Below are 17855 nucleotides of genomic sequence, written 5' to 3' on the forward strand. Positions count from 1 at the left end.
AGTGCTACTTACGCTGATAGACGGTCTGCCCAAGGAGATGAAAATCGTTGGTCAGTTGGCTAATGTTTTCAGAGTGGCCCACGAATAACAGGCTACCTGGCCGCATGACACGCGCGAATTTCTCCAATAAGCGTTGCTGGGTGGGGCGGTCGAAGTAGATCATCGTGTTGCGGCAGAACACCGCATCGAATGGCCCAGACACCGACCACACCCGCTCATTCAAGTTAAATGGGGCGAACGTGACACGCGACTGCACATTCGGGCGAATGCGCACCTTGCCTTGTTGGCTTTCAACGCCGCGCAAGAAATGTCGCTTGAGTCGGACATCGCCCACGTCGCCGATGCGCGTCGACGGGTAGATCCCATTTTGCGCGAATTCCAACACCCGCGTGTCGATATCCGTGGCGAGTATGGAGCACTGCGCGCGCGTGGCGCCGTACACCTCCTCGGCCACCATCGCGATACTGTAGGGCTCTTCTCCCGTGGAGGATGCCGCGCACCAGACCGAGCAACCCGTAGGCCGCGAGCGAAAAAATTCTTCCAGGCGCACGAAATGATGCGGCTCGCGAAAAAACGCCGTGTGATTGACCGTGAACGCATTGATGAACTCGGTCCACGCGGCATGCTCCCCGTTCTCTTCGAGCAGGTACAAGAACTTGCCAGCGTCACCGTCCGCATAGCGCGAACTCAGCGTGCTCAGTATGCGCTGCGTGGCACCGACTTTATGGTCGCCCAGGATGATACCGGTGCGCGACTGCAAGAGCCGGGCCGCCTTGTCGCACTGCGCGGCAGTGGCATCGCCAAAAGCGACAACGGTGGGAGTAGCTGGGGACATATTATCTATCCCGCCAGCTGCCCTTCGATGTCATCGGCTGAGTCACCAATCACGCTTGAAATATCCAACAACTGGATCAAACGATTTTCCGAAGTCGCCAACCCGAGCAGCGATCGCGTCTGGCCCATATCCTGCGTTTTCGGCGCGGGCTGGATTGCATCCTGCTCGATGACCAGCACATCGGACACGCTGTCGACAATCACGCCGACCATGCGCTCTTCCAGGTTCAAAATCACGATGACGGTCTTGTCGTTGACCTCGATCTCGCTGATCTGCAACACGATACGCAGATCGATAACCGGGATAATCTGGCCGCGCAGGTTAATCAGGCCCTGCACATGCTCGGCCGATTTGGCGACCCGCGTGACCATCTCCGGCTCGTAGCCGCGCAGTTCCTGCACGTTCAGGATATCGATGCCATACTCTTGTTTGCCGCACCGAAAGATCAGCCATTCGTTATTGATGAGTTTTTCCATATCGGATTCTTATCAGCATCCCGCTTGAAATGAGTCGATGAGCGTTGCCGGGTCGAGAATCAGCGCGACGCTGCCATCCCCGAGGATGGTTGCGCCCGAGGCGCCCGCCACCCGCTCATAATGCGTTTCCAGGCTCTTGACCACGACCTGGTGTTGTCCCAACAATTGATCAACGGCCAGGGCGTAGCGCTGCTGGCCGACCTGCACCACGATGAGGATGCTTTGCTCCAGCTCCGGAGTCGCGTCCTTGATGTCAAACAATGTGGCCAGTTTCAGAATCGGCAAATGCTCGCCGCGCAAGTGCAGCACATGGGCGTCTTTACCCAGGCAATGGACTTGCTCGGGTTGCGGCTGCAAGCATTCGACGATGTGATTCAAGGGCATCACGAAGCGTTCCTCGCCCACCTGAATCGACATGCCATCCATGATGGCCAACGTCAGGGGTAGCGAAATGCGGAATGTCGTCCCCACATCGGGCGTCGACGAAATCTCGATTTGCCCGCCGATTTCCTGGATATTGCGTCGCACGACGTCCATCCCGACGCCACGGCCAGATACATCCGTTACGATCTCGGCCGTCGAGAAGCCCGGCGCGAAGACTAGCTGAAAGACCTCGTTGTTGGTCATCGAGTTCGAAACGGGCATGCCGCGTTCGACGGCCTTGGCCAGGATTTTTTCGCGGTTCATGCCGGCGCCGTCGTCGGCCACCTCGACCACGATGCGTCCGCCTTCGTGATAGGCGCGCACATCAATCCGGCCCACGGGATTCTTGCCTTTGGCTTCGCGCACCTCGGGCGTCTCGACGCCGTGGTCCAGACTGTTGCGGATCAAGTGCGTCAGCGGATCGATGAGCTTTTCGATCAGCCCCTTATCCAGCTCGGTCGCGCCACCCGCTGTGTGCAACTCGATGCGCTTGCCAAGCTTGGCCGACGTCTCGCGCACCACGCGCGGATAACGGCCAAACGCGTATTCCATCGGCACCATACGCAACGCCATGATGGACTCTTGCAGCGTGCGCAGGGCGCTCGACATATGTTCAATGCCTTGCAGCAACGATGCGTGCTTGATGGGATCGAGCTGCTGGCAGCCTTGGATCAGAATGGCCTGGTCGATCACGACTTCACCGACCAAATTCACCAGGTGATCCACCCGCTGCGTGGCCACGCGTATCGTACTGTTGTCCTTTTGCGGCACCGCCTTCGCCCGCGCGGGCGCGGGAGGCTCGGAGGCGACTTTGACAGGCGTTTCCTGACTTTCCCTGGGTACTACGGGCGCCGGCTCTGGGCTCGGCGCCGACGGGGCAGGCTGCGGCGCCGGTTCAGCTTGCGCTGCCTGCTCCTGAATCTGAACCTGCTCGTCATTAATCACGAAACCGCAGATCGATCGTATCGTGTCCGCGTCCAGATCCGTGCTCAGGGCATGAACGAACGTGCCGGGCTCGCCCTGCCGCTCGGCCAGTTCACCCATCATTTCGAGTTCGCCCAAAAGCAGCTGATGGTCGGACTCGGACACACCAGAGAAGGTCAGGACGAGCACGCGTTTGCCAGATGACGGCGGCGGTGCATCTTCGGCGCGTTCGACGGCCATATCCACCGGGGCCGCCGGCGTCTCCGCGCGCGGCGCCTCCAGGCTCGTTCCCGCTAACAGGCGATCCAACGCGTCCAGCAGCGCATTGGCCGAATCGGCTTCCGGCGTGCCGCCACCTCGGTAGGCGGCCACCTGATCAAAGAGAATATCCTTCCCACGCAGAAAGACATCAACCGCCTCCTGGGTCAGCGGCAGCCAATGGTTGCGGACCTCGTCGAGCACGTTCTCCAACCTGTGCGTGGTCTGCACCAGCAGGTCGAATGTGCCAAACGTCGCCGCCCCGCCTTTTATCGAGTGCGCGGCGCGGAAGATTGCATTGAGCGACTCAACGTCCGGATCGGCGAGATCCAGATCGAGAAGCACCCGCTCCATATCCTGAAGCAGCTCTTCCGCCTCATCAAAGAACGTTCCATAAAAATCAGCGAGATCCATGCTCATCGGGACACCTTCTTGACATCTTCACTGCCAGCCGCCTTCTGGGCGGGTGCGCTCTCGGCCGGCGCGGCCGGCTCGCTGACCGCCTCCGGTTTCGCGGTCTCTGTGGGAATTGGCGGCGTTGGGGGGGTGACGTGCCGGCTGCCATAGGTCGCTTTCAGCGCGTCTTCCGTGCGTTTATTCAGCACCACGATACTGATGCGTCGATTGGCTGGCTCATACGGATCGGCCGAGGCACCCATCGTGGCGCTCAGGCCCATGACGCGCCGCACCTTGTTTTCTGCAATACCGCCGGCAACCAGCGTCCTGCGCGCTGCGTTGGCGCGGTCGGCAGACAACTCCCAATTGCTATACGCGCGTTCGCCCGAGGCATACTGCGTCGCATCGGTATGGCCGGCAATCGACAAGCCGTTAGGCATCATGTTCAACGTCGGCGACAGTTCTCGCAAAATGACGTCCATATCGGGATTCATCTGTGCGCTACCGGTGGCGAACATCGGCCGGTTTTGTCCATCGACGATCTGAATGCGCAGGCCTTCGGGCGTCATATCCAACACCAGCTGCGGCCGGAATTCTTTTAGCCTTGGATTGGTCGCGATCAGCGTTTCCAGGCGTTGACGCAAATCCTCCAGCTGCGCGGTCTCGCGCAGCTCCGCGTCGGAATTCGGCACGACCCTCGGCAAGGGCGTGGGACGCTCGGGTTCCGCTGCGCGATTCGGGATAGGCGTGGGACTCCCTCCCGGAATCACGTTGCGGTTGCTCCCAGAGTTCGGGTCACCCTTGATGGCGGACATCAGCGGCTGGCGGAAATATTCCGCCACCTCGCTCAGCTCGGATTTGGGCACCAGCGATAGCAGCCACATCACAAGGAAAAACGCCATCATGGCCGTCATGAAGTCGGCGTAGGCGATTTTCCAGCTGCCCCCATGGTGTTCTTCGTGGTGCCGTCTGGTGCGACGGATCACGATTCGATGTTGTTGCCCGGCCATGGGAATTATCCGTTAGAGCCAGACTTCGTCGCCCGAACCTGGGTCTCGAGTTCGACAAATGACGGACGGACGATCGAATACAGTACCTTGCGGCCAAACTCGACGGCGACCTGCGGCGGGTAGCCATTCAGATAGGCGAGCAGCGTCACCTTCACGCACTCCAACGCCTTGACCGCCTCGCTCGCGCGCCGCTCCATCGTATCGGCCAACGGAAAAACGATAGCGTAGGCGCACAGAATGCCTAGAAACGTGCCCACCATGGCTTTAGAAATCAAATCGGCGAGAACGAAGGCCTCTTGATCGACCGCCGCCAATGCCTTGATCACTCCAAGCACGGCCGCCACGATACCGAACGCCGGCATCGCGTCGCCCACCGCGCGCAGGGTTTTCACTGGCACATTCGTTTCATGACGGAACGTCTCCAGTTCCTCGTCCATCAGGGCTTCGATTTCGATGGCACTCATATTGCCCGATACCATCAGGCGCAAATAGTCGACCACGAAGTCCATGACTTTCTGGTCTCTAAGGACCTGCGGGTATTTTTGGAATATCGGGCTTTGCTCGGGATTCTCGATATCGCCCTCGAGCTTCATCAGCCCTTCGCGCTTGGCCTTGTTCAATAAGGTATACAGACAGGCCATCACATCCATGTACAAGGCCTTGTCGTACGGCAAACGGCGAAATACCTTCGGCAAATCGCGCGCCATCAGCGTGAGCGAGCGTTTGTTATTACCCGCGATAAACGCCCCAAACGCGGCGCCGCCGATCAACACCAATTCCAACGGCTGGTACAGTGCTCCCAGGTGGCCCCCCATGCCAACGTATGCGCCGAACACGCATCCGATCGCAATCAAATATCCCAGACCCAATAACACTGACTAGCCCCTAGAACGAATAAGGTTGTGGAGGCATATATGATGAGCCCGGCCGGTGCGTCAGAAAGCGCAGGACTATCGCCTAAAACGGCGGTTATTCCTCCTTTCAGAAGCCGTGGGTGTGAACTGCCCACCCGGCGGGGGTTTAGGGCGTGTTCTTCGCGCATCGAGCGCGATTCAGCCATGACAATGGAATCGTCCTCCGATAGCCAAAATCCAAGTCCTGCGGAACGCCTGCTACGGCTACGTTACTAAGCGACTGGCCGCCAATCCTGCTCGACAGGATCGACCCCGTATATATTCGCACAGGAACTAGCAATGCAATTTTCTTTAAATACAGACTACGCCATCCCGCCCGCAGCTCCACAGGGGGCAAAGGCGCAGGCATACGAGACTCATGGTGAACTGGTAGAGGCCATTCGGAACGCGGACGCAGAGTCGTTCGTCAAAACGCTCACTTCATGCAACCGACAGGTCCAAAAGGAGCTGGGGGAACTCACGCCACTGTTACCCATCCTTGCCGAGACCGAGCTTGGTGCGGATTCAGCCAAGAAAATGACCTCAGCGCTGCTGAAGGTTTTCCCGGAAGCACTAAAAGCTGACGCTTCGGGAACCACACCGCTACATATTGCTGCGTCCAAAGGCCTGCCACATAACGTCGAAGCGCTATTAGACGCCGGTGCGGATGTGACCGCCACCGACCATCAGGGTTGGTCGGCCCTGTTCTGGGCGGTATGGTCCGGCGTAATGGAGGTCGTCGAGATGATCTTGCAGAAACTGGGCATCACCGAGGAGCGCGTAAGCGCGGAGCCAGAATCCTCCGTGCCCTATATCGATCAGCGGGACTCTCTGGGCAGAACCGCTTACATGCTCGCGGCACGGAATCAAGACCAAAGGACGGCAACAATCCTGCGCCGTTTCGGCGCGGACATCAACGCCCGAGATAATAAAGGTGACACGGCACTCCACGCGGCGTGTTTCTACCGACCCGACCCGACTGTCATTCAATGGCTCCTGCAGCACGGAGCAGATCCGAATTCCCCCAACGACGGCGGTATTACACCCCTGTTCTCGGCGAGCGCGACCTATCAGTTCGAAGTCATCGAGATGCTATTGAAGGCGGGTGGCAGGCCAGAGATTCAAGCCAACTTTGGTAGAAGCGCAGAGTGCTTCACACTTGCTAATTCGGAAAATGGGAAACACCTAACTCGTCTATTCAAGCAATACCGCAAAAATTAGCAATCGATGAATACAGCCACATCCCCCGCGCGAATGCGCAACGTTTAACTAGCCACCTCATGCCTGGCGCACCGTGTCTCTGTACGGTGCGCATCAGAGCACTGCCCTCTTTCTTGCGTCCATCCCCGAATTTAAGGACTCACGCGGCTGATTTAGTATTAAACACCGCCACCGCATCCCGCATCGTCTGCGACTCACGGCTGATATCGTCCGCGCTACGAATCAGGTCCTGCACGAGGCCCGCATTCTGATGCGTCACGCTGTCGAGCTGATTCACGGCCACATTGATTTGCTCCAGGCCCTTGGTCTGCTCGGCCGATGCGGTGGAGATTTCATTCATTAGCGTGCCGACACGGCTGACCGCCTCGACGATTTCGTTCATGGTCTTGCCGGCACGCTCGGCTTGTTGTGCGCCCAATTCCACGCCGGCCACCGACGTATCGATCAAGGTCTTGATTTCCTTGGCGGCCTCGGAGGTTTTCTGCGCCAGACTGCGCACCTCGCCGGCGACGACGGCAAAGCCTTTGCCCTTCTCGCCCGCGCGCGCGGCCTCGACCGCTGCGTTCAACGCAAGAATATTGGTCTGAAACGCGATACCGTCGATCAGCGACACGATTTCCGAGATCTTGCGTGAGCTGCTTTGTATGCTACGCATCGTCTGCACCACCTCACCCACAACCGCCCCACCTGTACTGGCAATCTCCATGCTTTCGCTGGACAGTCGGTTGGCATTGACCGCATTGTCTGCGTTCTGCTTGACCGTCATGGTCAATTCTTCAAGACTGGCGGCCGTCTCTTGCAACGAAGCGGCCTGCTGCTCTGTCCGACTGGCCAAGTCCTGACTGCTCTCTTTCAGGTGCTCCGTCGTCAAGGCGTTAGACTGGATGCGCTCGGTCACTTCCGACGTGATGCCACTCAAGCTCTTGCGCATCGTATCGAGATAGAAAAAGAGCTGCTTCAATTCCGCTTCGGCTTGTTGCGGCACGGTGATGATCAGATTGCCGCCCGTAATCTGGCCGGCCAAGCGTTCGGCCTCGCTCAGTGGCCGGGTGAGCCGCTGGCACAGTCGCAGATTCGATGCCAACACCAGCGCGGCCGTCGCGGCATAGCCCGCCCAGAGCCAGGCTCGTCCGGTCTCCGAGAATTGCGAGCTCGCCAGGTACGTCGGAATGGCTGCCATCGCCAGCGTAAACGCGCTGGAGCGCAAAAGCGCGGCGCGTAGGCCCGTGCTAAAAACCATCCCAGCCCGGTTCAGCAGTTTGCGCCAGCCCGCCGGGACGCGTTGCCCGTGCTTGACGGTATAACCCCCCCAGTCGTTCCGGTTGATCCCTTCGTAGAACTGTTCCGCGCCGCGGATAGCCTCGGCTGTGGCACGCACCCGCACGGAGGCATAGCCCACGCAAGTGTCCTGTTCCATGATGGGCAAGACCGTGGCCAGCACCCAATAGAATCCGCCATCCTTGCGGCGATTCTTCACCACGCCGACCCAGGGCTTGAAGGCTTGCAGGGTTTCCCACATCTCCTTGAAAACCGGCTCGGGCATATCGGGATGCCTCACGATATTGTGAGGTTTACCCAGCAGTTCATGCGCCTCGAATCCACTCACCTTGACGAACTCAGGGTTGCAGAACGTGATGCGCCCCTTTAGGTCCGTCTTCGAGATCAGATACTGATCTTCCTTCAACTGCGTTTCAACGTTTGTGACTGGCAAGTTCTTACGCATGTCTGTCCCGGTTCAACTAGGGTCGCACGATACTATCGAGGCGCTTGATCTTCTAAATCGGCGAAAAGCAGCCTCTTTCGGTGCCTGTTCTTCGTTTTGATATTGGCTGCGCGACACACGAGCACATGCTGGAGTGCGCTCATGAAGAAAGGGACAGCGTAAAGCTGTCCCTTCTTCGAAGGGCGCGTCGCGCTATGCCGCAACGCTCATTGACTTGTCCGGAACGTTGATACGGGGCACCTTCACATCCGCGACGCCCTCTTTTTTAATCAGCATTCCAACAATTCTGGCGGGCGGTTTGCACACAGGGCAAACAAACTCTTGCGCCAGGATATGCGTATGCGTCACGAACGCCGTCGCGCAATGAATGCAAGGCGTCATCTGCAGCATGTCGCTCTTGAAAAAGCGCAACAGCATCCACGCCCGCGTAAAGCTCAGCACGGGCTCGTCACCGTGTTCGGCTTCTTCGTGTTCGAGATAAAGTCTGTAAGCTTTGATCAAGGCCATAATTCCATTGGCCGGTGTACGCCTGACGAGATAATCGTAGATGCTATAGAAGATCGACGAATGGACGTTGTTGCGCCAGGAGGTAAACCAGTCCACGGAAAAAGGCAGCATCCCCTTGGGTGGCGAACAACCGTGGATTTCCCGGTACAAGCGGGAGAGACGGTCATAACTCAGGCTCGTCTCATGTTCCAGCACCTGCAAGCGTGCCCCCAGCGCAATCATTGTGCTCGCTAGCGCAATGTCGTCGCCTTCTTGCAGCACGCTCTTCTGAGCCGAAGGCTTGGCGTCCTTTTGGGACTTCGTCGTCTGCTTTGCCATGTCTGCTGCCTTATACCGTGACGGACTGCAGCGGCATCGCGGGAGCTTGTGTCAACGCCATCGTCATGCGGGCTTGTTGCAAGGCCCCGTTCATGCCCGATTTGGACAATGCGGAGAGCAAGGACGCGTAATTAAGTCGAAAGCCACACAACAATGCGGTCGTGGACGCCAGCGCCACCACCTGTTGAAGCGACAGTTGCAAGATGATCCGGCCCGTCTCCTCACTCAATCCGGTGCGGAACAAACCCGTGGCAAAGTCGTCCCGCAGCAGGCGTTGGGCCAAGATTAGATAGTTCAAATTGACATCACGGATTTCGCTTAGCGCCGTGTCGTCGCACCCGGAGTTGTGTGTCATTTACGTACAAGTGTTAGCGACAGTTACAGTCTTAAAACGCACCATCCCTGTCAGGTGAAATGCAGAAATGCAATGTTCGATACTATCTCACATTATTGGCGATAGATCAGTACTTTTTGGAAATATAAAAATACTTTTTTAGCTGCCTGTGGGATATAAGCGAATTTGCCTGCCTTGCCCATCACCTGCCGGCGGTGCGATCGCAGGTCACATCGAAACCAAATGCAACCCGTTGCAACCATCCGTTGGCATACTATGCCTAGCAATCCTAGGTAACATTGATAAAAATCAAATGGCGCTTAATCAAACCCGTTATCGTTGCGATTGGGAAAGTTACGAGCGCCTGCTAGGGTGCTCTGCAACTCTAGTGTTCCCAGAGTGCGATCCCCGACCACACAACACTAAGAACGCATAGGCAAGCACCTTGAGTAACATTGCTGAGCCCTCCAAGGAATGGCCCGACGAACTGACCTTCTTCATCAGAGGGCATCATCCGCAGAAAGCTCGCGATGCGCTGACCTTTGTGGTTCGCGCGGCATGCGCACTGGACGCGAGAATCGCGCTCGAGGCAAGGGGCTATTGCTGCGATCATTTGACGCCCGTGACCGCCCCGCGAGAAGAGGGCTTTCGCGTGCGCCAGGATGGCACGGTACTGCTGGCGGCTTCGGATCGGCACGCGACGTTGCGCCTGTATGGCCCATTTAACGACGAGGCCGACGCCATGCGATGGGCGGCCATTCACGGAAGCGCTTCGCGCGACGATGAAACGGTGTACATGCCGATTGACCCGGATTACTGCTTTCGCGTCGCCCGGGTCGACGGTGTGCCGGTGATTTTGGAGTTTCCACCGGATTTCTTCTCAACGCCGCTCTAGCCACGCATATCCTCAGCATGCTCAAATCGGGCTAACCGGCGTGCATCGCTCAACCACGTCGTGTGATGTGGATCCATAGCGCAAAAGCCTCACCGTGACCCCGTTACAGGGTCACGGTGAGGCTTCTTGGTTCTAGCGCTTTGAGATTAAGCTTGCAGCGCGTCAGCGATGATCTTCATCGCTTTGTCGAACTGTGCGTCCGGCGTGGTCAGCGGATACAGCAGACGGATCACGTTGCCGTACATGCCGCAAGAGATCAGCAGCAGGTTCTGCTCCAGCGCACGCTTTTGCACTTCCGTGACCTTGGCAGCGTCCGGCTGACCGGTAGCCGGATCGCGGAACTCGATGGCCAGCATGGAACCGAGACCACGCACGTCGGCCATCGCGGGCACTTTGGCCTTTAACGACTCCAGATGCGCGCGCATGCGCTCGCCCAGTTGGGCCGACCGTTCGACCAGGCCTTCGCTTTCAATCACGTCCAACACCGCATTCGCGGCGGCAACCGCCAGCGGGTTCGCAGCGTAGGTGCCGCCCAGGCCGCCCGGGGCCGGTGCATCCATGATCGAGGCACGGCCACATACCGCGGACAACGGCGTGCCGCCACCCAGGCCCTTGGCCATCGTCATCAGGTCGGGCTCGACGCCAAAGTGTTCCATGGCGAACATGCGGCCCGTGCGGGCGAAGCCGGTCTGAATTTCATCGGCGATAAACACAATGCCGTGCTCGTCGCAGACTTTGCGCAAGCCTTGCATCAGTTCCTTGGAAGCCGGATTAAAGCCGCCCTCGCCTTGCACGGGCTCGACAATGATCGCCGCGACACGCTTGGGATCCACGTCGTTTTTGAACAGCTGCGTCAGCGCTTCCAGGGAATCTTCAGCGGTCACGCCATTGACGGGCGTGGGGAACGGCACGTGGAAGATTTCGGACGGGAACGGACCGAAACCAACCTTGTAAGGAACGACCTTGCCGGTCAAGGCCAAGCCCATCAGCGTACGGCCGTGGAAGGCGCCGCCAAAGGCGATTACGGCAGAACGACCGGTATGGGCGCGCGAGATCTTGATCGCGTTCTCGACGGCCTCGGCACCGGTGGTGAAGAAAACGGTCTTCGTGGCTTCCTTGATCGGCACCAGGGCGTTCAGACGTTCGGCCAGCACAACCGGGCCTTCGTAAGGAACAATCTGGAACGCGGTGTGCGTGTAACGCTCGAGCTGCTCGGCAACGGCAGCCACGACTTTCGGATGGCGGTGGCCGGTGTTCAACACGGCGATGCCGGCCGCGAAATCGATATATTCCTTGCCTTCAACGTCCCAGAGGGTGGCGTTTTCGGCGCGGTCAGCATGAAAATCGCACATCACGCCCAACCCACGGGGCATGGCATCAAGGCGGCGCTGTTTGAGGTCGAGGTTCTTGGACATTTCGAATTGACGACTATCAATAGAGGGAAAGGGGTAATGCATTCTCGCGCCCATTGGCACCATCGGTAAGAGCCACTTTTGGTAATTCGATGGGTCCAATTACACTACGGTCTTTTGGACGGACGGAGCGAGACGATGCGTTCGATTTGTGCTGACCTGCTTCTGCAACGCTTTGACCTCGATGCCGCGCAACCCCGCAATCGGCAGCTCTACGCTTGCCTGCGTGCCGCGATTCTGGACGGCAGCCTCACGCCCATGTCGCGCCTGCCCTCGTCGCGCGATCTTGCGCAGGAGCTGGGCGTCTCGCGCAATACCGTGATTCATGCGTATGACCAGTTATTGGCCGAGGGATATGTGCATTCCCGGGTCGGCAGCGGCACGTTTGTCTCGGCGACCGCGCCAGACCGCTTTTTGAATATCGACGGCGCGGATAATCGCGCTGCGGCGGACACGACGACCACGCCGCTGTCGCGCCGTGCCACTCGCCTGATCGAACGCGCCCAGGCCGCGCCTAAGCAATGGGGCGCCTTCATGCCGGGGGTGCCAGATGTCACGGCGTTTCCTCACCGGCAGTATGCGCGCATACTCGCCAAACTTTGGCGCACGCCCTCGCCCGAACTGCTGACCTATGCCTCGGGCGGCGGTCGGCCGGAGCTACGGCAAGCGCTCGCCGCGCACCTGCGCATCGCGCGCTCCATTCGTTGCGATCCCGAACAGATCCTGATCACGGAAGGCGTGCATCAGGCCATCGACTTGACCGTAAAGATGCTGGTCGATCCTGGGCAAAGCGTATGGGTGGAAGACCCCGGCTATTGGGGCTTTCGCAGCGTGTTGGGCATGGAGCCCGGCATACGTGTGGTGGCCGTACCGGTCGACGCTCAAGGACTATGTATTCCGCATCGCCCTGGACGCCCTCGCCTGATTTTCGTCACGCCATCGCATCAGTATCCGCTGGGATCTGTCATGTCCATGGCACGGCGCCAGGAGCTCATCGCGTTCGCGCGGGCCAACGGGGCGTGGATCGTGGAGGATGATTACGACAGCGAGTTTCGCTTTGGCGGGCATCCCATTCCGGCGATGCAGGGAATGGATGCGGCCACGCCCGTGATCTACGTAGGCACTTTCAGCAAGACCCTTTATCCGGGGTTACGCATGGGGTACATGGTGGTGCCGCGCGGATTGGCGAAAGCGTTTCACACCGCCCAGGCGGATCTCTACCGCGAAGGCCATGCATTGACGCAGCTTGCGCTGGCGCAGCTCATCGCCGACGGTCACTATGCCAGCCATATTCGCCGCATGCGGCTGCTATACGCGCGACGACGTTCTTTCTTGGTGGGCTTAATCGAAAAGCACCTGGGCGCGGAATTCTTGCACTCGCAAGATAGCAACGCCGGTCTGCATGTGGTGTTGCGATTGCCGGATCATGTGGATGACGTTGCGCTACAGCAGACCTTGGCACAACGTGGCATATTGGTGCGCGCCTTATCGCGCTACTACGTGCGAGCCAAGCCGCAGCGGGGGCTGCTGCTTGGCTACGCGGGCGTGCCGGAGTCGCATATCACTGCGGCGTTCGGAGAGCTGTTGTCGGTGTTGCGTGCTAGCGGGATAGGGCTATCGCAACGATGAAATCGGCTTAGCTAATGATATCCGAGGAGGCATTCAGCCACGTTGGCACAACGGGTCGTAGCGGTGTGCGATTCTGTTAGATAAGCTTAAAACTACACCAAGCACATGTTGCATGGGCACTCACTTGGTGTAGCGCAGCAATTACAGCTCGTCCGTTGCTTGCTCGGGCAAAGCCCCGGTGACCAGCACATAAAAGCTATGGAGGAATTGTTCAACCTTATAGTTGCACATGCCGGTCTTATCGTTGCTGATGCACTGCTTTAGCGCTTCTACAAGATTAGCGAATGGCTTCGCATCTTCCGATGTCGGATCTGTATCCAGTGGTCCATCAGTTGCGCCGTCGGTCTGACCACCACAGACATTAAGGAAAGCGTTGATAGATAGTTGATGCATCGCTTGCTCCAGGATCAAAGATTAAAGTTGATCAGCGTTGGCCTGACGACGCCCAAGCGGGCATTTGAGGGTCGACGTGGTCCGCCAGCATCATTTCCACCCGCTCTTTGCTGTAATGGAGGACATTCAGGCTCAATGGCCTATTTTCCATGGCGTTCGCCGCGCAACGGAAAAACCTGTCTATGCAGGAAGTCGGCGGCGCGGGTTGGCCGTCATTGGCAACATGTTCTGGGGATTCGCCTTGTCCGCCCCACGGCGTGGGAAGCTTACGAACGGGAATTTCACGCATCATGCTCTCCTGATCACGGGCCTGAAGCAGTAGCCTGCCGCGGCTGAGGGGGCCCGGTTACGCCTCAGTGGGAATCGAACCTGGCAGGAGCTGAGCTGACAGAGTAATTCGCGCTCGATCCGTCGTCTGGACGCCGCCCAGTCACACATGCGCGGAAATAAGACGCTCGGTCGTATAACGCAGCTTGTATTGACAGACCGCAGACAGCGGCGTCATTGGCACACGACTTCTCGATGCGCTGCGATGCGCTTAGTGGTCAAGCGCGGCGACGCAAAACGGCGTGCTTTACACGGCGGGAGCGCCCGGAATCCTGCAGCGGCCGCTTCCAATCCCAATAGCGGCCACGTCCGTCGATACCACGACAATATTCCACATAGGCATTAGTTTTTGTAATGCATAAAGGCCTCGTGCGGGACAACCCACGAGGCCTTGGCAAGCGAAACGTTCAAACGTTGTACAGGAGACCCGACAGCGCCCGAACCAACAACGCCTATTACAGCTTAAACACCGACACCGCCTCGGCCAGCGCCTTGGCCTGTTCTTCCAGCGAGGCCGCCGCGGCGGCGGATTCCTCGACCAGTGCCGCGTTCTGCTGGGTGACCTGATCCATTTGAGACACCGCCATGTTGACCTGGTCAATGCCCGCGGATTGCTGCTCGGTCGCCGAGGAGATTTCGCCCATGATGATCGCCACTTGATGCGCGGCTTGGACCACCTCGCGGATGGTTTTTTGCGTGACTTCGACTTGCTCCGCACCCGTCGATATCTTCACCAACGAAGCATCGATCAACGCCTTGATTTCCTTGGCGGCCACGGCACTGCGCTGGGCGAGTGCACGAACTTCGGCCGCAACCACCGCGAAGCCTCGGCCCTGCTCGCCGGAGCGTGCCGCTTCGACCGCCGCATTGAGCGCGAGAATGTTGGTCTGGAAGGCGATGCTGTCGATCACGTTAACGATCTCGCCAATCCGACCCGAGCTTGCCGAAATATCCTGCATGGTTCCCACCACGTCACCGACAAACTTGCCACCTTGCTCGGCCTTGGACGAGGCGTTGTGTGCCATGTCGTTGGCTTGACGGGCGTTTTCCGCGTTCTGGCGCACCGTGCTGGCGAGCTCCTGCATGCTCGCGGCGGTTTCCGCCAGTGAAGCTGCCTGTTCTTCGGTACGGCTGGACAAATCGGTGTTGCCAGACAAGATCTCGCTGGCACCCACATTGATTTCGTCCACGCTGTGATGGACGGTCGTCACCGCCTTGGCAAGGTTGTCGCGCGTCTGCACAGCGCTCGAGAGCAGCTTGTGAACTTCATTGTCGGAGTTAGCGGGCGCCGGCGGGATATCAACCGTCAGATCACCCTCGCCGAGACGTTCCAGGGCATTGACGACACCGCGCACGGGTCGCAGAGTCTGACGCAACAGCAAGCCCACCACGCCGACGATGGCAAGGGTGCCAATCAACATCAACAGCCCTTGGATCAGGGTGCTACGGCGACTGGCGGCCAGAAATTCATCCACCGGGCCCGAGCTATACAGCATCCAGTTCCAGTGCGGAATGTTCGACCAGGACAAATAGCTATTACCCCGGTCATTGCCCAGATCGACTTCCATAAATCCAGACCGGCTGCGCTCGAGTTTATCCAGGAGCTCGGTGACTTCCGGGGTCGCTTCAGTACCCGCCCGGATACCCCCCACATAAGTCCATTTTCTGGTCTTCGTGTTGCGCTCCAGCACGCCGATGGAGCCGTATTCGCCTACCTTGGCGCTGCTCAAAAAGGAAAGTAGTCCGCGAACATCGTCGTCCACGTCCACACGGACCGTCAGTCCGCCATAGGTCTCTCCCTTTGCGTCCTTCAAGGGCATGATTGTCATGGCGTACCACCGTCCGGAGCGCTGCACCAGGCCAGCCTGCCTCTCACCTGCCTCAAGCGCCTTTACCGCGAGGTCCTGTGGGTTCAACTTGCTACCGATTGCCGAGCGCCCCTGATCGTCCATGAGCAAGGTCGCTGCCCTAACCCAGGAGGAGCCATCGCGCACGATGATAGACGTATCGGCGCCAGTGAGGCGGTTCAGCTGATTTTGGACGGTGATATCGTCATTGAGGGTGTTGCCGTCTGGGTCGATGAGCCGGGGAACCAAGCCTGCCTGGCCCGTCTCGACACGACTGCCGTCTAATATCGGCACGCCGCCTAGCGCGTCGATATACGCGGGCAACAACGTGTCGGCGCGGCTCATGGCGCTTCTGTACATCAGTTGAAGGCTTTCTTCGATGAGCGTCATTGTGGCCGCCATTTCGCGTTGAACTGACTCCGCCGCGGCGCGGTGACTGTTTACCGTCATTACCCCACCGAGAATGGCCATGACGGTGACGGTGACGGCGCTCGTCACCACCCCCATTTTGAAAGACAGGCTTTTTCGGGACCACCAGCCTGCTTCTCTGGTACTAGATGAATGTTTCATAGTATCTGCTGGCCCCTTCCCAGCAGTCTGCTCGGGGCCGTTTCCTGTTCGATTTAGCCCCCAAGCCGCCCCAGCGTCGCCGTCGCGGCCCCCGCACGGGCGGAGCACCCTAGTATTAGCGACACATTCTTTCGAATGTTTAATTCGGAAGAAAGAAAGGGCGAGAACGCCATCGCGCCCTCGCCCTTATTCGTCCTGCTCAGCGGCACAAGGACGGATTCGCCCTTGAAGCCCGCCTTGAAGCCCGCCTGGACTTACCGCAACCGCTCCACCGCTTGCGCGATACGCGCGACGCCCTGCTCCAACACATCCATCCCGGTCGCAAACGAAATGCGGAAGTAAGGCGACACGCCATACGCCGCGCCCTGCAGGACGGCCAGGTTCACTTCGTCGAGCAGATAAAGAATGAAATCCTCATCGGTCTCCAGGACCTTGCCGGCCGGCGTGGTTTTACCCAGCAGTTTCTCGCACGACGGAAACACGTAGAACGCGCCTTCCGGCAGATGGCAGTGAATGCCTGGGATCCTGTTCAACGCGGCGACGACCTTGTCGCGGCGCTCCTGGAAGATCGCGCAACGTTCGGCAATGAAATCCTGAGGCCCATTGAGCGCCTCGACCGCGGCGGCCTGGCTGATGGACGAAGGGTTAGACGTGGACTGCGATTGCAGCTTGGTCATCGCCTTGATCAACGCGACGGGCGCCGCGCCATAACCGATGCGCCAGCCGGTCATGGCATACGCTTTGGACACACCGTTCATGGTGAGCGTGCGCGACTTCAGTTGCGGCGCCACCTGGGCGATCGTGTAATAACGGCGATTGTCATAGAGCAAATGCTCGTACATGTCATCGGTCAGAATCCAGACATGCGGATGACGATCCAGCACGGCGGCCAGGCCCAGCAGCTCTTCACGGCTATAGACCGCTCCGCTGGGATTATTCGGTGCGTTCAGGATCACCCAGCGGGTATTCGGCGTGATGGCGCGTTCGAGGTCTTCCGGCTGCAGCTTGAAGCCTTTGTCGGCGGGACACTGCACCGTCACCGGCGTGCCACCGGCCAGCAGCACGATATCGGGATACGACACCCAGTATGGCGCGGGAACGATGACTTCCACCCCGGGTTCGACCGTGCACATCAGCGCGTTGAAGATGATCTGCTTGCCACCGGTGCCCACGATGATTTCGCTGGTCTCGTAGTCCAGCTCGTTTTCGCGCTTGAACTTCGCCTTGATGGCGGCCTTCAGTTCGGGGGTACCGCCTACGTCGGTGTACTTGGTGCGCGACTGCGCCATTGCGCGGACAACGGCTTCGCACACATTTGCGGGCGTATCGAAATCGGGTTCGCCGGCAGTCAGACTGATGATATCGCGCCCCGCTGCGCGCAACTCACGCGCGCGTTGGCCCGCCATCGAGCTGGGTGACGGCTTGATTCGGTTGACCCGTGATGCAAGGAATTCCATGGCGTTT

General features: G+C 58.9%; 16 protein-coding genes. 3 read left to right on the top strand and 13 right to left on the bottom strand.

Annotated elements, in window-relative coordinates; all coding sequences use genetic code 11:
* Window positions 1–4: 4 nt before the first annotated feature.
* From GOQ28_RS04780 to motA, 5 genes are read right to left on the bottom strand one after another with little or no spacing between them, the layout of a single operon-like run.
* Window positions 5–835 (bottom strand): CheR family methyltransferase, encoded by an 831-nt coding sequence (locus GOQ28_RS04780; protein ID WP_160355643.1) that lies wholly within the window; start codon window positions 833–835, stop codon window positions 5–7.
* A 5-nt stretch (window positions 836–840) separates the two neighbouring features.
* Window positions 841–1311, bottom strand: coding sequence for a chemotaxis protein CheW (locus tag GOQ28_RS04785; RefSeq protein WP_160355644.1), 471 nt, complete (start codon window positions 1309–1311; stop codon window positions 841–843).
* Window positions 1312–1323: 12 nt separating this feature from the next.
* Complete coding sequence (locus GOQ28_RS04790) at window positions 1324–3336, bottom strand: chemotaxis protein CheW (RefSeq protein WP_236844228.1); 2013 nt, start codon at window positions 3334–3336, stop codon at window positions 1324–1326.
* The gene (gene motB / locus GOQ28_RS04795) at window positions 3333–4322 is read right to left on the bottom strand and encodes a flagellar motor protein MotB (protein ID WP_236844229.1); all 990 of its coding nucleotides are present in this window, start codon (window positions 4320–4322) and stop codon (window positions 3333–3335) included. Before motB ends, GOQ28_RS04790 begins: the two co-directional genes overlap by 4 nt.
* A gap of 5 nt (window positions 4323–4327) precedes the next feature.
* Window positions 4328–5197: a flagellar motor stator protein MotA gene (motA, locus tag GOQ28_RS04800; protein WP_160348498.1), complete on the bottom strand. Its 870-nt coding sequence runs from the start codon at window positions 5195–5197 to the stop codon at window positions 4328–4330.
* A gap of 318 nt (window positions 5198–5515) precedes the next feature.
* Here motA and GOQ28_RS04805 point away from each other — a divergent pair, with 318 nt between their 5' ends.
* Entirely contained in the window at window positions 5516–6436 is a 921-nt protein-coding gene (locus GOQ28_RS04805) for an ankyrin repeat domain-containing protein (protein WP_160355645.1), read from the top strand.
* A 139-nt stretch (window positions 6437–6575) separates the two neighbouring features.
* Here GOQ28_RS04805 and GOQ28_RS04810 read toward each other — a convergent pair whose 3' ends face one another.
* From GOQ28_RS04810 to flhD, 3 genes are all read right to left on the bottom strand, one after another.
* Entirely contained in the window at window positions 6576–8159 is a 1584-nt protein-coding gene (locus GOQ28_RS04810; RefSeq protein WP_160355646.1) for a methyl-accepting chemotaxis protein, read from the bottom strand.
* 192 nt (window positions 8160–8351) lie between these two features.
* Window positions 8352–8984, bottom strand: coding sequence for a flagellar transcriptional regulator FlhC (gene flhC, locus GOQ28_RS04815; protein ID WP_160355647.1), 633 nt, complete (start codon window positions 8982–8984; stop codon window positions 8352–8354).
* 10 nt (window positions 8985–8994) lie between these two features.
* Entirely contained in the window at window positions 8995–9339 is a 345-nt protein-coding gene (flhD, locus tag GOQ28_RS04820; RefSeq protein WP_160355648.1) for a flagellar transcriptional regulator FlhD, read from the bottom strand.
* A 424-nt stretch (window positions 9340–9763) separates the two neighbouring features.
* Here flhD and GOQ28_RS04825 point away from each other — a divergent pair, with 424 nt between their 5' ends.
* Entirely contained in the window at window positions 9764–10213 is a 450-nt protein-coding gene (locus GOQ28_RS04825) for a hypothetical protein (protein ID WP_160355649.1), read from the top strand.
* A 146-nt stretch (window positions 10214–10359) separates the two neighbouring features.
* On the opposite strand, the gene gabT is transcribed toward GOQ28_RS04825, so the two are convergent.
* Window positions 10360–11670 carry a 4-aminobutyrate--2-oxoglutarate transaminase gene (gene gabT, locus GOQ28_RS04830; RefSeq protein ID WP_370519845.1) on the bottom strand — a complete coding sequence of 437 codons (1311 nt, stop codon included), beginning with the start codon at window positions 11668–11670 and terminating at the stop codon, window positions 10360–10362.
* Window positions 11671–11763: 93 nt separating this feature from the next.
* On the opposite strand from gabT, the gene pdxR reads away from it, so the two are divergent.
* A complete protein-coding gene (gene pdxR, locus GOQ28_RS04835; protein ID WP_160355650.1) occupies window positions 11764–13254 on the top strand; it encodes a MocR-like pyridoxine biosynthesis transcription factor PdxR in 1491 nt (496 codons plus the stop codon).
* A 141-nt stretch (window positions 13255–13395) separates the two neighbouring features.
* Here the strand turns inward: pdxR and GOQ28_RS04840 are convergent, their stop codons facing one another.
* The 4 genes from GOQ28_RS04840 to GOQ28_RS04855 all read right to left on the bottom strand — a co-directional run bounded on the left by GOQ28_RS04840 (window position 13396) and on the right by GOQ28_RS04855 (window position 17848).
* Complete coding sequence (locus GOQ28_RS04840) at window positions 13396–13647, bottom strand: hypothetical protein (RefSeq protein WP_160355651.1); 252 nt, start codon at window positions 13645–13647, stop codon at window positions 13396–13398.
* Between the two features lie 31 nt (window positions 13648–13678).
* Window positions 13679–13939: a hypothetical protein gene (locus tag GOQ28_RS04845; RefSeq protein WP_160355652.1), complete on the bottom strand. Its 261-nt coding sequence runs from the start codon at window positions 13937–13939 to the stop codon at window positions 13679–13681.
* Window positions 13940–14429: 490 nt separating this feature from the next.
* Window positions 14430–16391 (bottom strand): methyl-accepting chemotaxis protein, encoded by a 1962-nt coding sequence (locus GOQ28_RS04850; RefSeq protein WP_160355653.1) that lies wholly within the window; start codon window positions 16389–16391, stop codon window positions 14430–14432.
* 254 nt (window positions 16392–16645) lie between these two features.
* Window positions 16646–17848, bottom strand: a complete 1203-nt coding sequence (locus GOQ28_RS04855) for an aminotransferase class I/II-fold pyridoxal phosphate-dependent enzyme (protein ID WP_160348510.1) — start codon at window positions 17846–17848, stop codon at window positions 16646–16648.
* Window positions 17849–17855: the final 7 nt, after the last annotated feature.

Origin of the sequence: Bordetella sp. 02P26C-1, assembly GCF_009763255.1 — a bacterium.
GTDB lineage: Bacteria > Pseudomonadota > Gammaproteobacteria > Burkholderiales > Burkholderiaceae_B > Bordetella_A.

Coding starts and splice junctions, on each gene's coding strand:
- flhC (WP_160355647.1), bottom strand. CDS start 8,984: ATGGCAAAGCAGACGACGAAGTCCCAAAAGGACGCCAAGCCTTCGGCT.
- GOQ28_RS04855 (WP_160348510.1), bottom strand. CDS start 17,848: ATGGAATTCCTTGCATCACGGGTCAACCGAATCAAGCCGTCACCCAGC.
- GOQ28_RS04850 (WP_160355653.1), bottom strand. CDS start 16,391: ATGAAACATTCATCTAGTACCAGAGAAGCAGGCTGGTGGTCCCGAAAA.
- GOQ28_RS04845 (WP_160355652.1), bottom strand. CDS start 13,939: ATGATGCGTGAAATTCCCGTTCGTAAGCTTCCCACGCCGTGGGGCGGA.
- GOQ28_RS04785 (WP_160355644.1), bottom strand. CDS start 1,311: ATGGAAAAACTCATCAATAACGAATGGCTGATCTTTCGGTGCGGCAAA.
- pdxR (WP_160355650.1), top strand. CDS start 11,764: ATGCGTTCGATTTGTGCTGACCTGCTTCTGCAACGCTTTGACCTCGAT.
- gabT (WP_370519845.1), bottom strand. CDS start 11,670: ATGCATTACCCCTTTCCCTCTATTGATAGTCGTCAATTCGAAATGTCC.
- GOQ28_RS04810 (WP_160355646.1), bottom strand. CDS start 8,159: ATGCGTAAGAACTTGCCAGTCACAAACGTTGAAACGCAGTTGAAGGAA.
- flhD (WP_160355648.1), bottom strand. CDS start 9,339: ATGACACACAACTCCGGGTGCGACGACACGGCGCTAAGCGAAATCCGT.
- motB (WP_236844229.1), bottom strand. CDS start 4,322: ATGGCCGGGCAACAACATCGAATCGTGATCCGTCGCACCAGACGGCAC.
- GOQ28_RS04840 (WP_160355651.1), bottom strand. CDS start 13,647: ATGCATCAACTATCTATCAACGCTTTCCTTAATGTCTGTGGTGGTCAG.
- GOQ28_RS04780 (WP_160355643.1), bottom strand. CDS start 835: ATGTCCCCAGCTACTCCCACCGTTGTCGCTTTTGGCGATGCCACTGCC.
- GOQ28_RS04790 (WP_236844228.1), bottom strand. CDS start 3,336: ATGAGCATGGATCTCGCTGATTTTTATGGAACGTTCTTTGATGAGGCG.
- GOQ28_RS04805 (WP_160355645.1), top strand. CDS start 5,516: ATGCAATTTTCTTTAAATACAGACTACGCCATCCCGCCCGCAGCTCCA.